The organism is Azospirillum sp. A26 (assembly GCF_042604635.1).
Lineage (GTDB): Bacteria > Pseudomonadota > Alphaproteobacteria > Azospirillales > Azospirillaceae > Azospirillum > Azospirillum palustre.
In genome coordinates, this window is record NZ_CP170472.1 from 1,162,303 (window position 1) to 1,177,380 (window position 15,078).

The 15,078-nt window shown below is 65.2% G+C and carries 14 protein-coding genes; 1 reads left to right on the top strand and 13 read right to left on the bottom strand.

Going from position 1 to position 15,078, the window contains the following annotated elements; all coding sequences use genetic code 11:
- Nucleotides 1–19: 19 nt before the first annotated feature.
- The 6 genes from ABNQ39_RS05980 to ABNQ39_RS06005 all read right to left on the bottom strand — a co-directional run bounded on the left by ABNQ39_RS05980 (nt 20) and on the right by ABNQ39_RS06005 (nt 7,003).
- Complete coding sequence (locus tag ABNQ39_RS05980; RefSeq protein ID WP_376959479.1) at nt 20–1,102, bottom strand: ABC transporter ATP-binding protein; 1,083 nt, start codon at nt 1,100–1,102, stop codon at nt 20–22.
- A 1-nt stretch (nt 1,103) separates the two neighbouring features.
- The gene (locus ABNQ39_RS05985; RefSeq protein WP_376959480.1) at nt 1,104–2,126 is read right to left on the bottom strand and encodes a Fe(3+) ABC transporter substrate-binding protein; all 1,023 of its coding nucleotides are present in this window, start codon (nt 2,124–2,126) and stop codon (nt 1,104–1,106) included.
- 469 nt (nt 2,127–2,595) lie between these two features.
- Complete coding sequence (gene der, locus ABNQ39_RS05990) at nt 2,596–3,990, bottom strand: ribosome biogenesis GTPase Der (RefSeq protein WP_376959481.1); 1,395 nt, start codon at nt 3,988–3,990, stop codon at nt 2,596–2,598.
- Nucleotides 3,991–4,031: 41 nt separating this feature from the next.
- Nucleotides 4,032–5,399 (bottom strand): outer membrane protein assembly factor BamB family protein, encoded by a 1,368-nt coding sequence (locus tag ABNQ39_RS05995; RefSeq protein WP_376959482.1) that lies wholly within the window; start codon nt 5,397–5,399, stop codon nt 4,032–4,034.
- Nucleotides 5,400–5,407: 8 nt separating this feature from the next.
- On the bottom strand, nt 5,408–6,052 hold the full coding sequence (locus tag ABNQ39_RS06000) for a tetratricopeptide repeat protein (RefSeq protein ID WP_376959483.1): 645 nt from the start codon (nt 6,050–6,052) through the stop codon (nt 5,408–5,410).
- A 309-nt stretch (nt 6,053–6,361) separates the two neighbouring features.
- On the bottom strand, nt 6,362–7,003 hold the full coding sequence (locus ABNQ39_RS06005; RefSeq protein WP_376959484.1) for a response regulator transcription factor: 642 nt from the start codon (nt 7,001–7,003) through the stop codon (nt 6,362–6,364).
- A gap of 950 nt (nt 7,004–7,953) precedes the next feature.
- On the opposite strand from ABNQ39_RS06005, the gene ABNQ39_RS06010 reads away from it, so the two are divergent.
- Nucleotides 7,954–8,691, top strand: a complete 738-nt coding sequence (locus ABNQ39_RS06010) for a response regulator transcription factor (protein WP_246193703.1) — start codon at nt 7,954–7,956, stop codon at nt 8,689–8,691.
- Between the two features lie 97 nt (nt 8,692–8,788).
- Here the strand turns inward: ABNQ39_RS06010 and ABNQ39_RS06015 are convergent, their stop codons facing one another.
- The 7 genes from ABNQ39_RS06015 to ABNQ39_RS06045 form a co-directional block, all read right to left on the bottom strand.
- Entirely contained in the window at nt 8,789–10,735 is a 1,947-nt protein-coding gene (locus tag ABNQ39_RS06015; protein WP_376959485.1) for a methyl-accepting chemotaxis protein, read from the bottom strand.
- A gap of 263 nt (nt 10,736–10,998) precedes the next feature.
- Nucleotides 10,999–11,334, bottom strand: a complete 336-nt coding sequence (locus ABNQ39_RS06020) for a tRNA-binding protein (protein WP_376959486.1) — start codon at nt 11,332–11,334, stop codon at nt 10,999–11,001.
- A gap of 185 nt (nt 11,335–11,519) precedes the next feature.
- Complete coding sequence (locus ABNQ39_RS06025; protein ID WP_376959487.1) at nt 11,520–11,954, bottom strand: phasin family protein; 435 nt, start codon at nt 11,952–11,954, stop codon at nt 11,520–11,522.
- Nucleotides 11,955–12,127: 173 nt separating this feature from the next.
- Entirely contained in the window at nt 12,128–12,826 is a 699-nt protein-coding gene (locus ABNQ39_RS06030; RefSeq protein WP_376959488.1) for a TetR/AcrR family transcriptional regulator, read from the bottom strand.
- 78 nt (nt 12,827–12,904) lie between these two features.
- Nucleotides 12,905–13,387, bottom strand: a complete 483-nt coding sequence (locus tag ABNQ39_RS06035; protein ID WP_376959489.1) for a YbaK/EbsC family protein — start codon at nt 13,385–13,387, stop codon at nt 12,905–12,907.
- A gap of 33 nt (nt 13,388–13,420) precedes the next feature.
- On the bottom strand, nt 13,421–14,107 hold the full coding sequence (locus tag ABNQ39_RS06040; RefSeq protein ID WP_376959490.1) for a calcium-binding protein: 687 nt from the start codon (nt 14,105–14,107) through the stop codon (nt 13,421–13,423).
- Nucleotides 14,108–14,211: 104 nt separating this feature from the next.
- On the bottom strand, nt 14,212–15,072 hold the full coding sequence (locus tag ABNQ39_RS06045; RefSeq protein WP_376959491.1) for a hypothetical protein: 861 nt from the start codon (nt 15,070–15,072) through the stop codon (nt 14,212–14,214).
- Nucleotides 15,073–15,078 lie beyond the last annotated feature (6 nt).

A 15,078-nucleotide genomic window follows, 5' to 3' on the forward strand; every position in this document is an offset into this window, starting at 1 on the left:
GCCTCCCGCCCACTCCCGCTCACTCTGCCGGGAACACCATCGCGCGTTCGGCCGCCATCGCGGCGGACAGCTCTTCGCCGGCACGCACGTCCACATGGCCGGGCAGGCGCGCATGGACCTCCGACCCGGCCAAATCCAGGCACACCCGCGTTGCCGGCCCAAGGAAGCTGGAGTGGCGCACCCGCACCGGAACGGCATCGGGCCGGGTGCCCGGCGGTAGCAGTTCGAGATCCTCGACCCGGCAGGCAACCTCGACCTTCGTTCCGCCGGGCAAGCCGGGGGCCATGATCCGGCCGAGCGGCGTGACGATCTGCCCGTCGCGCACCGTCGCTTCGAAACGGTTCACCTCGCCGAACAGGCGGGCGACGAAGCTGTTGGCCGGGCGTTGATAAAGGGTCACCGGCGTGTCGGCCTGGACGATGCGCCCGGCCTCCATCACCACCACACGGTTGCCCATCTCCATCGCCTCTTCCGGGTCGTGGGTGACGACGACGGTGGCGATGCCGCTGGCCCGGATGATCCGCACCACCTCCTCCCGCACCGACCGGCGAAGCTGCTCGTCCAGCGCGGAGAACGGCTCGTCCAGCAGCAGGACCTTGGGGTCGCGCGCCATGGCGCGGGCCAGTGCCACCCGCTGCTGCTGGCCGCCCGACAAGGTGTGCGGATAGGCGTCGGCATAGCGGGTCAGCGCCATCGTCTCCAGCAACTCCTCCACCCGGCGCTTCCGTTCGGCGCGCGGACGGTCGGTCTGACCGAAGGCGATGTTGCCCGCCACCGTCAGGTGCGGGAACAGCGCGAAGTCCTGGAACATCATGCCGACCGGCCGCTTTTCCGGCGGCAGCGACCGGCCCGCGGTGGCGAGCACCTGCCCGTCCACCGCGATCTCGCCCTTCTGAACCGCCTCAAGTCCGCTGATCAGGCGCAGCAAGGTCGACTTGCCGCAACCGGACGGGCCGACGATGCACACCACCTCGCGCGGGGCGACCGATAGCGAGACGCCGTCGACCGCCGTCACGCCGCTGTCGGCGCGACCGTAGCGGTGGGTGATGCCGGAGAGGACGACCGACGGGGAAAGGGCGGACGGAGAAAGGGCTTCTGTCATCTTACTTCCAACCGGCACGGTCCATGATGCGCAGCGCCTGCGGCGTGTGGGCGGCGAAAGAGGCCGCGTTCACCTCGGCCGCCTTGAAGCTGCCGAGCTTCACCAGTTCCGGATGCGGCTGGACCGCCGGGTTGACCGGATATTCCATGTTGCCGTCGGCGAACTGGCGCTGCGCCTCCGGGCTCAGCAGATATTCCAGCAGCTTGCGGGCGTTCTCCTGGTTCTTGGAGGTCTTCACCACGCCGGCGCCGCTGAGGTTCACATGGGTGCCGCGGTTGCCCTGGTTGGGGAAGATCACGCCGATCTTGGACGCGACCTCACGGTCCTCCTGCTTGGCCGAGGTGATCATTTTGCCGACATAATAGGTGTTGGCAATGGCCAGATCGCCCTCACCCACCGCGACCGCCTTGATCTGGTCGGTGTCGCCGCCCTGCGGTGGACGGGCGAGGTTGGCGACGAGGCCCTTGACCCACTCCTCCGTCTTCTCCTCGCCCAGCGCTTCGATCATCGAGGCGGTCAGGGCCAGGCTGTAGGGATGGGTGCCGCTGCGGGTCAGCACGCGATGCTTCCACTCCGGCTTGGCGAGATCCTCGTAATCCTTGATCTGCTCTGGCTTCACCCGGTCACGGGCATAGACGACGATGCGGGCGCGGCTGGACAGGCCCCACCAGGCGCCGTTCGGATCGCGCAGGTTGGCCGGAACCTTGATCGCATCGAGCTGCGGCGAGGTGACGGAGGCGAGCAGACCTTCCTTGGCGGCAGCGGCCAGACGGCCGGCATCGACGGTGATGAACAGATCCGCCGGGCTGCTGGCGCCTTCCGACTTCATGCGCTGGATAAGTTCATCATGATTGCCTTCAATAATGTTGACCTTGATTCCGGTCGACTTCGTGAAGGTTTCATAGATCGCGCGGTCGGTGTTGTAATGCCGGGAATTGTAGACATTGACTTCCTGCGCCTGGACGGAAAAGGCGGTCAAGGAACCGACGGCAAAAGCGATCCCAGCGATCTTATCGATGAACATCCATCACTCCCGGACTGCGAATGGCTCTCAATTTCATGAGAATGGATATCAGTTGCAGGCTTCGCTGTCGAGACGGGATTTATCCTGGGGAAGGCAATCGCACGGCGCGACGCGGCCCCCCGTCACAGACGGCCGTTCTCAAATCGGTCGCCGCGATGATCGATGGCGCGGCCCGGACGATCCTGGCGACCGCAATGAAGGGGTTGGATCGGGTGATTGAGGCAGCGGCGTCCAAATTTCAGGAGCAGGCCGGCGGACAATCGCCTCTGGGAAGCCGGGACTGGGCGGATACCAGCGCCTGCCCAATCGGCGGGCGACGCTGTTATCGACAATATGGCAAGCCGCCCGACAGGCAAACGAAGGGCATCACAAAACGTTGTGTGGAGCGTGATCGTTTCAGATCGCGCTCCACAATATTACAGGTGCTCGTCGCAGCCCTCTTCCGATTGGAGGAGAGAGGACATCGGGATCAATCGTCCGCGTACGGATTCTTGCCCTTGCGTAGAAGCAGGCGCACCGGCACGCCGGGCATGTCGAAGCTCTCGCGCAGATGCGTCGTCAGGTAACGCTGGTAGCTTTCCGGCAGATCCAGCGGCTTGTTGACGAAGAGCGCGAAGGTCGGCGGACGGGTTTTCACCTGGGTGACGTAACGGATCTTCACCCGGCGGCCCTCCACCAGGGGCGGCGGATGGTGGTCCAGAACGCCTTCGATCCAGCGGTTCAGCTGGGCGGTCGGGATGCGGCGGTTCCAGACCGTGTAGGTCTCCAGCACGCCGTCCAGCAGCGTGTCGAGCTTGTGGCCCTTCAGCGCCGAGATGGTGACGACCTTCACGCCCTTGATGTAGCCGAGCGCGGCCTCAAGCTTGTCCTCGACCTGACGCAGCGCCATGGCGCGGTCCTCGACCGCATCCCACTTGTTGACGGCGATCACCAGGGCGCGACCCTCGGAGATCACCAGCCGGGCGATGGTCAGGTCCTGCTTGTCGAGGATGGCGGCGGCATCGACCACCAGCACCACGACATTCGCCATGCGGATGACGCGCAGGCTGTCGGCGACCGCCAGCTTTTCAACCTTCTCGTCGACGCGGGCGCGGCGGCGCATGCCGGCGGTGTCCACCAGCTTGAAGCGGCGGTCGCGCCACTCCCAGTCGACGGCGATGGCGTCGCGGGTCATGCCGGCCTCGGGTCCGGTCAGCACGCGCTCCTCGCCCAGCAGGCTGTTCAGCAGCGTCGATTTGCCGACGTTCGGACGGCCGACGATGGCGATCTGGATCGGCTTGCTGCGGTCCTCTTCCGGCTCCGGCTGGTCGCCGATGGGAATGGAGGGATCGAAGCCGTCGTCGACATCCTCGGCCTTGTCGGACTCCTCGGGCGGAGCGTAGGGCAGCAGGGCCTCGACCAGATCGGCCATGCCCTCGCCATGCTCGGCGGACAGCGGGATCGGATCGCCCAGGCCCAGCTCGTAGGATTCGAACATGCCGGGCTGGCTGGCCTTGCCCTCGGTCTTGTTGGCGACCAGCAGCACCGGGGTCTTGCTCCGGCGCAGCAGCTTGGCGAAATGGCGGTCCAGCGGCGTGATGCCGGCACGGGCGTCGATGATGAACAGCGCGACGTCGGCACGGGCCAGGGCTTGCTCGGTCTGGCGGCGCATGCGCGCCTCCAGGCTGTCGTCGGTCACATCCTCCAGACCGGCGGTATCGACCACCGTGAAGGACAGGCCGCCGACATGGGCCGGGGCCGAGCGCCAGTCACGGGTGACGCCCGGCGTATCGTCCACCAGGGCCAGCTTCTTGCCGGCCAGACGGTTGAAGAGGGTCGATTTGCCGACATTCGGCCGACCGACGAGGACCACGGTGAACGACATGGGGCCAAAGGCCTTTCACAACAGACGGAGGAAATCCGCGATCAGCGGAACGCGACGAGCGTTCCGTTGTCGCACAGCACATAGAGAGTGTTGTTGGCAACGACCGGAGACAAGTAGGAACCGGTGGGCAGCGAACGGGTCACCTCGACCTTGCCGTCGGACGGCGACAGGCCGAGCAGCTGGCCGTTGGAGCCGGTGACCCACAGGCGGCTGCCCGCCATCACCGGACCGGACCAGACGATCGGGCCGGACCTGTCCTCCGGATCCGTGAAGCGGGCGAGCGGCGCCACCCAACGGACCTTGCCATTCTGGCGGGCCACCGCGACCACTTCCTGATCGTTGGTGACGGTGAACAGGTAATCGCCGGCCAGCCAGGGGGTCTGGACGCCGCCGATCTCCGTTTCCCAGATGCGGGCGCCGATGCGCTCGTCGATGGCGACCATGCGGCCGGAATGGCCGATGGCATAGACGGCGCCGCGGTCGACCACCGGCAGGCCGCGGATGTCGGCCAGATTGCTCAGCGCACCGCTGCGGCGGATGTTGGCGAGGCTGTCCTGCCAGGCAACACGGCCGTTTTCCGGACGCAGGCCGAACAGCTCGCCCGAGGAATAGGGGGAGACGACCAGCGTGCCGGTCGCGGCCGGGCTGGCGGCGCCGAGCAGGCCGGCGGTCTCCAGGATGCCCTGCTGCGACCACTGCACCGCACCGTCGTCGGTGGACAGCGCGATGGTCTGGTTGTCCAGCGTGATGACCAGCACACGGCCGCCAGCAACCGTCGGGGCGCCGCGGACCGGGCCGGCGATGCGCTTGCGCCACAGCACCTTGCCGCTGCCGGCGTCGAACGCCAGCACCTCGGCGAAGCCGGTGGCGGCGTAGACGCGGCCGTCGGCATAGGCGACGCCGCCGCCGGTGGCGCCGCCGCGCTCGTTCTCCGGACGGGTATCGAACCGCCACTGCGACTGGCCGCTGCGCTCGTTCAGTGCGGTGACGTGCGAATCGGCGTCCATCGCGAAGATGCGGCCGTCGGCGATCACCGGCGTGCCGAGCAACGCGCGCGAGCTGCTAGACCCGGCGCCGATGTCGGCGCGCCAAGCGTCGGACGGGTTGGCCGACAGGGCGAGGTTGCCCAGCACATGGTCCGGCGTGCCGCCCGGCTGCGCCCAGGCCGCGTTGGCGACCGGCGGCGGCACGGTGACGGCGGTGGCGGCGAGCTGGGCGTCCGGCTCCACCTTGCGCTCGCGCTGGAGCACTGCGACCCGCTTGCCCGGCAGGGGCGGATCGGGGGTCTTGCCCATCCAGCTGTCGATGGTGTCGCAGCCGGCGAGCAGGAGGGTCAGCAGCGATGCCGACAGCAGCGCGGCGCGGCGGATCGAACCGGCCATTGCGGTCTTCTCGGTCTTGGTCTTCATGGCCCCGGTCAGCCCTTGCCGTAGAGGGAGGCGAGATCGGCGGCGCGGCCGCGCACGCCCGACGGGGCCTGCTGGTCATCCGCCAGTTGCTTGTAGAGCGTGCGCGCCTTCTCGGCGTCGCCGGCACGGGCGGCGAGCATCGCCGTCAGCTCGCGCGCCGAGAAGCGCCAGGGGCTGGTGTCGGCGGTCAGCGGCTGCAGCTTCGCGGTCAGCTGCGCCGGGTCGCCGCTGTCGGCACGCTGCATCACCCCCATCAGGGTGGCGAGATCGCGGTACTGCGCAGGCACCGAAGCGTTGCCGGCGATGCCGTCATAGACGGTCGCGGCGTCGGCGCCCTTGCCCTGGCGGATCATCAGCGCCGCGGCGTTGAACTGGGCGATGGCGGCGAGGCTGGGATCGGCGGAGCCGGCGAACGCGGCAAGCGCGTCGATACCCTTCTCCGGCCCCTGGCCGCTCTGCGAGATGGCGGTGACGAGGGCGGCGGTCTGCTCCTGCTTCTTCTGCGCCTGCCAATGGCGCCAGAAGCTGTAGCCGCCAGTGCCGGCGACGACCAGGACGGCCGCGGCGATCATGGCGCCGCCATACTTCTTGAACAGGTGCTCCGCGCGGTCCCGGCGCAGATCCTCGTCGACTTCGCGGAAAATATCGCTCATGGCGCTGCGGTGGCGTCCTTGCGGTGGCGGCTTCGCGCACGGCCCGGATGGCGGCGCGGGTCAGGCGGAACCCAGCCGGCCGGCAATTCGGACGGATGATTCCACAAGATCAAGAGGGGCGGATAGCATCGGGCAACCCGCCCGGTCAAGAGGCAGGCTGTTTCGCGGGCTGGGGATGAGGTCGCAGGCGAAAGAAAATGGGCCGCGGAGGCGATGCCCCCGCAGCCCAGTCCACGACCCGGACGTGCCTCGAATCGGTCGATTCCAGTCGAGAACCTTCGCGGCTCACCCCGACCCAATCTTTGCGGCTTACGCCGACATGGCGGCGGCGGCGATGACGGCCTGGGTGCGGTTCTTGACGCCCAGCGACTTGAAGATGGCGGTGACGTGGATCTTCACCGTGCCTTCCGACAGGCCCAGCTCATAGGCGATCTGCTTGTTCGACTTGCCGAGACGCAGGCATTCCAGCACTTCGCGCTGGCGCTGGGTCAGGCCGTAGCCGGCGTTGCGGTCGGACATGTCGACGGTCCGGCGGCGCGGGGCAGCGTCCATGCTGGCGGTCAGGGCGCCCGGCGGCAGGTAGATGCCGCCCGAGAACACGAGGTTCAGGGCGCCCATCATCACCTTCACGCTGCTCGACTTCGGGATGTAGCCGGTCGCGCCATGGTCGAGCGCGCCGCGGATGTCGCCCAGCGCTTCCGACGCGGAGATCACAACCACCGGCACACCCTGCTGCAGAGCCTGGATCTCGCGCAGGCCGTCGAAGCCCGGCCAGTTCGGCATATGCAGATCCATCAGGATGATGTCGAAGGTGCCGCTGGTGCGGCACTGCTCCAGAACCTCGTCGAAGGTGCCGGCCTCCACGAAGCTGGCCTCGCCCTGCAGTTGCTCCAGCAGACGCCGCAGGCCTTCGCGGAACAGCAGATGGTCGTCCCCGATCAGAATCTTCATGGTCCCCGTCATCCTCGCTCGCCGGCCCTTGCCGGTGCCGTCCGCTTCGCGGACGACCGCCCGTCAGGGCTTGTTGTCAATCTCGCCCGGTGCGCCCCCGCGGCACCCGGGTCACCGATTTCATGCCGCTTGCACGGCTTGGTGGCCGATTTGTGCTGCGGCCCCATTTGGGCATCGGCCGGAAGGCTGTCTGCCGTTGTGGGGCTGTTCTTCTCTGTGTTGAGTATCTGATACCACGATCGGAAGGGGCTCTGCATCCCGACAAGGGCCATAGGTCATTCGAAGCCGCCACCCCCCTTCGAGGCACCGTTCGTCATGCGACCGGCAAGAAACGGCTCTGCCTAAGGTCATAGATTCTATTGCGTCCACGAATAGAGTTATCGCACGCATCCATTGGATTCATTCGATCCGGATGGGTTCATTCAAACAGAGACCCGCTGTCTCCATTATCGACGGGAATTTTTCTGGAACCTTGCCATCTTTGCGGCGTTCGTGTGGCAGGGATGTGGCTAATCCCGATTCGAACACGCAATAGAGGAGGGAAAAGCCATTGCGAAACCGAAAGGATAGTCCTGAAGGATGCCTGTACCAACGCGCATTCCCGTGTGACCCGGCCAGCACACATCATTCCATAGGTGTTACCGTTTCGAAACCTGAGGCGACCAACAAGGAGACGGGAAGCGATCTTGGCTGATCATCCATCGCCTGATTTACGAAGAGCACCAATCATTTCTAAATCACGCGGTGCGAACAGGACTTCCCGAACCCCGACAAGGAGGGAGTCTGCGGTCCGCACCCAAATACTTTCATCCCACAATATTCCCCAACGACGTGACCCAATCCATGACGTGCCTGGGCCAACCGGCCGGTTCCTCCTCAACCCTTAGACGCAGGCGGCAATGCCCTGAGCCGGGCCGGCCGTGGATGCCTCCTCCAGACAGAGCTGACCCATGCACACACACCATGAGTACGCCCATGAGAAAGCATCTCACCAGACCCGCAACGCGGTGACTCCCATGCATGTCTGCCTGATCCTCGACAACAACGCGTTGACCGAGAACGTGGTCCAGCAGCTCGACCGGGGCGGCCGCCATCGCGTCACGGTCCTGCACGACATCGGGGAGCTGACCCAGAGCGCACTGACCCCCGATGCGATCCTGATCGGGTTGCAGCAGTTCACCGCATTGCGCGAAAATGAACCGATGGTCTATCTGCGGCTGTCGCGCCGCTCGCGGATCGTCGTCGTGCTGTCTTCCCGCGAGCTGCTGGACGCCGCCCATATCCTGGCCTTCGCCGACGCCTGGGTGTTCGAGGATCTGAACGTCGACCGCATCAACGAGCTGCTCGACCTCGGGCTGGAAGGCCATTGCCTGATGCCCAAGCAGTTCCTGTCGCGCCTCGGCGTGGACGAGATCCGGCTGACGCTGCTGCCGCGCCTGTCCGATCCGGAGTTCGAGACGCTGCGCCTGCTGGGCGAGGGCATGAACAACCGGACCATCGCCAACGCGCTGGACCTGTCGGAAGCGGTCATCAAGTCGATGGTGCGCAGCGTGCTGTCCAAGCTGCATTTCCGCAACCGGACGGAAGCAGGCGTCTTCGCCGCTCGCCAGCAAAGCGCCCTCGAGCAGGCGCGGACCGGCATGACTCCGCCGCACGTCCACGCCGCCGTCCGCCGAGCCGGTGTCTGACGGACCCCGGAACTGAGATCGGAACCGCGCCGGGACCGTCAGGGATCCGCGCGGTCCGTCATCGCTCCCCGGCCGGGACTCATCCGGGCATCCGGGATCAGGCCGTCAGGCGGCGTCCGGCCATCGCCTCTTCGAATCGGTCGAAGCGGGCATCGAAGGCCTGCCGGTCGATCTCAAACAGCCGGAAGCGGATGCGCACCACCCCCTCCTCCCGGTTGAAAGCTTCGAAGGGCAAAGCCACGCCCAGGCTGTCGAACAGCAGGGTGCCGCGGTCGCCGACCGCGTCGGCGTCGGCAAGCGCCGCGCCGTGGCGGGAGATGTCCAGCAGCCGGACGGTCAGACGGCCCTCCGGCCTCTCCACCGTGCAGGGCGCCTCGACGCGGTAGCGCGGCAGGCTGCGGCGGTCGACATCCTCGGTCGCCGTGCGCACGGCGCGGACCAGCACATGCATCAGCTCGTCGATGCTGTGGGTCACTTCCGATGCGCCTGCGCGCAGCACATCGGCCCTCTCTTCCGTCACCTTGGCCTCGCGCGACACCTCGTCAATGCGGGTCGACACGTCGGTCGCGGCACCGGCGGTCTGGGCGACGTTGCGCGAAATCTCCTGGGTCGCAGACGCCTGCTGCTCCACCGCGGCGGCGACCGTACCGGAAATGGCGTCGATTTCGCCGATGGTGCGGCTGATGTCGCGCACCTCCTCCACGCTGCGGGCGGTGACCGACTGGATTTCGGCGATCAGGCGCGAGATCTCCTCGGTCGACCGCGAGGTCTGGTTGGCAAGGTTCTTCACCTCTCCCGCCACGACGGCGAAGCCCTTACCCGCCTCCCCGGCCCGCGCCGCTTCGATGGTGGCGTTCAGCGCCAGCAGGTTGGTCTGGGCGGCAATGCCCTGGATCAGTTCCGCCACATCGCCGATGCGGCCGACGGCCGAGGACAGCGACTCGATGGTGGCCTCGGTCCGGTCACTAGCGGCGACGGCGGCGCGGGTGACGCCGGCGGCATGGCCGACCTGGGTGCCGATCTCTTCGATGGAGGCGGAAAGCTGCTCCGCGGCGGACGACACCGCCTGGGCGTTGCTGAGCGCCTGGGCTGCCGCGGCGGCGACGTTCTGGGCGTTGGCACCGACCAGCCCGGCCGATTTCGCCATGGCGCCGGCATTGCCGTCCATCTCCTGGGTGCGGGCGGCGACCCGCTCCACCGCATGGCGGCTTTCCAGTTCCACCGTGTCGGCCATCGATTGCAGAGCCCTGCGCTTCTGCGCCTCCCCCTCGACGCGCTGGCGCTCCTGTTCGGCACGCAGGCGTTCGGCCTCCGCCATGCCGTCCCGGAAGACGAGGACGGAGCGCGACATGGCACCGATCTCGTCCAGACGCTCGGCGCCCGCCACCGTGGCGGTCAGGTCGCCCGACGACAGGGCGGTCATCACATGGCTGAGCTGGCCCAGCGGGCGCAGCAGCCGACGCGACACCAGATAGCCCGGAACCGCCAGCACGACGGCGCACAGCACCACCAGCATGGTGGCGAAGCGCATGCTGTCGTCGAAGGTCTTGAACACCTCCGCCTTCTTGATGCCGACATAAAGGATGCCGACCGGGTTGCCGGATGCATCCTTGATCGGGTCATAGGCGGCATAGTAGGGCTCGCCCAGGATCTCGACCATGCCGCGGAAAGGCGCGCCCCGGCGCAGCACCGAATCGTAGGCCGGCCCCTGCGCCAGCGTCGTGCCGACGGCACGGCTGCCGTCGGCAGCGGTGACGTTGGTGGCAATCCGGCGGTCGCCCAGGAACAGGGTGGCGGTGCCGCCGGTGATGCGCTTGATCTTGTCGACCACCAGATTGTTGTCGTTCATCACGACACCGTCGAGCAGCAGCTTCCCGTCGGCGACGGAGAATCGGCCACCGCGCTCCTGCAACGACGACCAGGCGATGTCCATGCTGAGACGCTGCATTTCAATCGCCTGCCGTTCCAGATCGCGGACGATCACCTGTCCGATGGCGAACAGGATCGCAGTGCTGAGGACCAGCATGCCGACAAGATTCAACACGGTGACTTTCGTGGAAATCGAAAGCCGTCCGACGAAGGAGCGCAGGGCGTCCATGGGTGCCATCCACCAGGAAAACATGTTGCAGATGCGAAGTCTTAGTCGCTCCGTACTATGCCATCCCGTTTAGACTGCATTCATTTAAAATACACATTACCCCTGCGGCAACTTGTCGCCTTACTACGTCTGCATCATTTCAACCCTGAAGTGATATTTCAGAACATGAGGCGTGTTCGATTCTTTTACGAAGACTTGCCGGAACCGCCTCAAAACAGCTGGGCACCGTCAGGCACCGCCCGATCCGGACCGACCAGCACCACTGCACCCTCGGCATCGGGCAGGCCAAGGCATAGAACTTCGCTGGTGAAGGGGCCGATGCGCTTGGGCGGGAAGTTCACCACCGCCAGCACCTGCCGGCCGACCAGGGCATCGGCTTGATAGTGGCTGGTGATCTGGGCCGAACTGCGCTTGGTGCCGATTTCGCCGCCGAAATCGATGGTCAACTTGTAGGCCGGCTTGCGCGCCTCGGGAAAGGCCTCGACGGCGCGGACGGTGCCGACGCGGATATCGACCTTGGCGAATTCGTCGTAGCTGATGGTCATGACGGGTCCGATGCGGTTCTGGCGATCCGCGCCAGGGTAGCGCGCCAGGGTCGACATCGGAATGGACAAGCGCACGCGGCCTCAATCAAACCAGAACGGGGGGCCGACCGAGACAGACACCGCAAACGAAAAAGGGGCCGCCGATGGCGACCCCTCTTCGTAGAAATCCGACTGACCGAAAAGGATCAGGACTTCGCCTTGGCGATGGCGGCCTTGACCTCGTCCAGGCTGTCCGAGACGCGCTTGGTCAGGATCTCGGCGGCTTCGGTGTTCGACTTGGCAATCATCTCGCTCAGCTCGCGGATGTTCGACAGCGACTTCTCGAAGGCGGACTTGACCAGATCGGCCTGCTTGGCGGCCTTCTCTTCCGGGGTACCGGCAGCCGTCAGTTCGCCGACGGCGCGGTTCACGTCCTCGGCAACGGTGCGCAGCACCTCGGCCTGACGGCGGACGATGGCCTGGAAGCCTTCGAAGGCGAGCTGGTTGGCGGCGGTAACCGCCTCGATGTTGCGACGCTGGCTGGCGATGATGGACTCGACGTCCACACCCGGAACCTTCAGGTCACCCATCAGCTTGGACGGATCGAATTCGAGGAAGGGGTTACCGCTGATCTTGGCCATGTTTCTCATCCCAGCATCGGTGTTTGCTGCCCGCATCTGAATACGGGCATGTTGCGTCGCAACATTACAGAGGCCGACTATGCAGAGTGCCGAAAAGTTAGTCAATCCGCTTTTTTGCGCCGCAGCATAACCTTGGCGGGAAAAACCCCCTGCCCCGGCACGCTGCTCCGTCGCTAAATGCCTGATGCCATGGATTCTGTTCCCGGTTGCTTACCGAGCGGCCCAGGCCGCCGGGTCCAGCGGCAGAAGGTCGCGCCCCAGCGTTCCGCCCCGCGCAGGGCATTGTCCAGCGCCGCCATGGTGCGCGACAGGTCGGCGGTGTCGTCATCGAGGAACACCCGCATGACGCGGGCATGGACGGTGCCGAGACCGGCCACGAGTGCCGCCCCGCCGCGCTGGTCGGGATCGATCCCCGCCGCACGCAGCATCCAGGCCATGGAGCGGCCGAAGGTGCAGGTGAAGGCAAGCGCCGCCACTGGATCGGCCGGCAGGTCGCGCACGACCGACCGCAAGCCCTCACGGTAGGGACGCAGCGCATCGAAGCGGCGCATCATCACGTCGAACAGGCGGTCGCGTGCCGATTCGGTCGGATCGACGGGAGCATCGCCGGCCAAAACGGTGGCATCGGCGACGCGCGATACCGCCGCCAGCACATCGGCGCGCCCAGGATAGCGATGATGGAAGCGGGACAGCGGGATGCCGGCGGTATGCGCAATCTCCAGCAGGCCGACGCGCCGCCAACCTTTCTCGGCCGCCAACCCCATTGCCGCCGCCGCAACAGAGCGGTCGAGCGAATCGGAGTCCGCCAGATCGGCTGTTGGATCGGAGCGGAAGCTGTTGTCTTCAGGCTTGTCGGACGACATGTCGGACATGGCACCACCTCCAGGCGACAGGGATTGCCTTATAAGGTGGTGCGTTGCCGGGCGAACGTCACCCGCCCAACCGGTCAATCATGCCTTGCGGACAGTTTCCACCCGGCCGCCGGTCATGCTGACCAGATCGGCGGGGGTCAGGCGGAAAACGGCATTGGGCGTGCCGGCGGCGGCCCAGATGGTTTCCAGCCGCAGCAGATCGTCGTCGATCAGCACCAACGGCGGCACGGCATGACCGATGGGCGGAACGCCACCGATGGCGAAACCGGTCGATTCGCGGACGAACTCCGGATCGGCCCGCTCGATCTTCTCGCCGATCAGCCGGCCGACCGCTTTCTCGTCCACCCGGTTGGCGCCGCTGGCGACGACCAGAACCGGGCGGTCGGTCTCCTTCGTACGGAAAATCAGCGATTTGGCGATCTGCGCCACATCGCAGCCGACGGCGTTGGCGGCATCCTCCGACGTTCGGGTGCTGCCTTCATGCTCGACCACGCGATGGCCGAGGCCGATGCCGTCGAGCAGGGCCTGGACGCGGGCGGCGGACGGGCTGAGCGCCGTCACCAGTGCCACCCCTTGCCGCACTGACGCGACGGATCAACCGATGCGGTACAGGCTGCCGCCGACGCCGAGATATTCGACAACCCCCTGGGGATCTCCATTTGCCGCTCCGTAGAAGTTGGCAACGGTAACTGCTCCACTAAGGATACCGTCCGCTTGATAGTCGCTCGAGGAATAAATGATCAGGTCGTTCGAATAGGCACCGGAACCGTGTGAAAACCTGACATCGGAAATGTTTATTCCATTCAGGTAAAGAGTGTCATCGGATCCTGAAAAATCAAAAATAGTGTCGAACCCGTCGTTCTGACTGAAATCATACACATAGTTGTCGCTGTAATTACCGCCGATCAAGGTGTCATCGCCCTGATTTCCGATCAGCCAGTCTATGCCGGATTCCGTGGGCTGATCACCGATGAGAAGATCGTTTCCGAGTCCGCCATAAAGCGTATCGTTGTTGTTTCCGCCAATGAGCGTATCGGCCCCCTCATGTCCGATGAGGAGGTCGTCCTGGTCTTCACCGAACAGAAGGTCGTTGCCTTCTCCTCCCGTAAGCGTATCGTTCCCCTGCCCCCCTTTCATGCTGTCATTGCCGTCTTCGCCATTAAGAACGTCATTGTATGGAGATCCGAAAACAATATCGTCTCCCCCACCGGCGTTGACCGTAACGGCAACAGTGAATGGCCCAAAGGTTTGCGAGTCCTGGTTTCCATTATAAGTAGGCATTTCGCTCTCATTTTCTAGATTTAATTAAAATTGGCCATGGGCCGGCGTCTATCGACCCGCATATTGCGGGCGATGGGATCACATCCCGCAAGGGATGTGTGGATCTAGCTGTGCTGAAGGGACTTGAGCGCCGTGTAGAGGCCGGCGGCCTTTTGAACGTCGGCGTCGTCGTTGCCGCGGGTGAAAAGAACCGCCCCGACAACCGCATCGGCTCCGGTTTTGCCGTTGGTAACGGCATACCGATGCATCCCCGCCTTTCCGGACTGGTCGGGCGACGAAAACGCCGAACTCAAGGATCCCGACAAAATGGAGGCAAGCAAGCCATTGGCCGATGCATCGCCGGAATCGAGATCGACAATGCTCATCTGGTTATCCGGAATATTGGCCGTGCGATCGAAGCTGACCGATGACAACAGGGTGGAGAAACCGCTTCCATCATCCTGCCGGCTCACGGAGACCTCGCCAAGTCTCGCATTGGCCAGTGACGACGGGTCGTACGGATCCTCGGCGCCGCCCTCTTTCAAAATCGCCGACATGTCGGGACGCACCACCCCGACCGCCGCCAGCGACTTACGAATGATATCGTTGGCGGCCCCGCCAAGAACGGCCACCTCGTCGTCCGACGTGTTGAGCGCCTTCTTGGTGAAGTCCGACACCTTTCCCCAATAGTCCGACAACTTGTTGGACCAGTCAGAAAAAGCGTTCATGAAGTTCGCGACGCCGACATTTCTTATCTTGTCGTTGCCGGGCATGGAGATATCCGAAGGGGTATACCCCTCGCCGAGAGAATAGGACATTCCCGGCTTGAGATTCTGGATGGCGGATCTGAGATCGACGACCACCCCCGAGGATCCACCTGCAGGCCCGGCATTCGCCGGCGCCACGACGGGTTTTTGAGGATTTGCCTGAACTGTGCTTGACGGCCGGATGTTTCCCGCCATCGCCGGATCTGATGTCACCTTCATGACGCG

Bases quoted from the DNA above. Each gene is read 5' to 3' on its own strand.
- ABNQ39_RS05980 (WP_376959479.1), bottom strand. From the start codon at position 1,102: ATGACAGAAGCCCTTTCTCCGTCCGCCCTTTCCCCGTCGGTCGTCCTC.
- ABNQ39_RS05985 (WP_376959480.1), bottom strand. From the start codon at position 2,126: ATGTTCATCGATAAGATCGCTGGGATCGCTTTTGCCGTCGGTTCCTTG.
- der (WP_376959481.1), bottom strand. From the start codon at position 3,990: ATGTCGTTCACCGTGGTCCTCGTCGGTCGGCCGAATGTCGGCAAATCG.
- ABNQ39_RS05995 (WP_376959482.1), bottom strand. From the start codon at position 5,399: ATGAAGACCAAGACCGAGAAGACCGCAATGGCCGGTTCGATCCGCCGC.
- ABNQ39_RS06000 (WP_376959483.1), bottom strand. From the start codon at position 6,052: ATGAGCGATATTTTCCGCGAAGTCGACGAGGATCTGCGCCGGGACCGC.
- ABNQ39_RS06005 (WP_376959484.1), bottom strand. From the start codon at position 7,003: ATGAAGATTCTGATCGGGGACGACCATCTGCTGTTCCGCGAAGGCCTG.
- ABNQ39_RS06010 (WP_246193703.1), top strand. From the start codon at position 7,954: ATGCACACACACCATGAGTACGCCCATGAGAAAGCATCTCACCAGACC.
- ABNQ39_RS06020 (WP_376959486.1), bottom strand. From the start codon at position 11,334: ATGACCATCAGCTACGACGAATTCGCCAAGGTCGATATCCGCGTCGGC.
- ABNQ39_RS06025 (WP_376959487.1), bottom strand. From the start codon at position 11,954: ATGGCCAAGATCAGCGGTAACCCCTTCCTCGAATTCGATCCGTCCAAG.
- ABNQ39_RS06030 (WP_376959488.1), bottom strand. From the start codon at position 12,826: ATGTCCGACATGTCGTCCGACAAGCCTGAAGACAACAGCTTCCGCTCC.
- ABNQ39_RS06040 (WP_376959490.1), bottom strand. From the start codon at position 14,107: ATGCCTACTTATAATGGAAACCAGGACTCGCAAACCTTTGGGCCATTC.
- ABNQ39_RS06045 (WP_376959491.1), bottom strand. From the start codon at position 15,072: ATGAAGGTGACATCAGATCCGGCGATGGCGGGAAACATCCGGCCGTCA.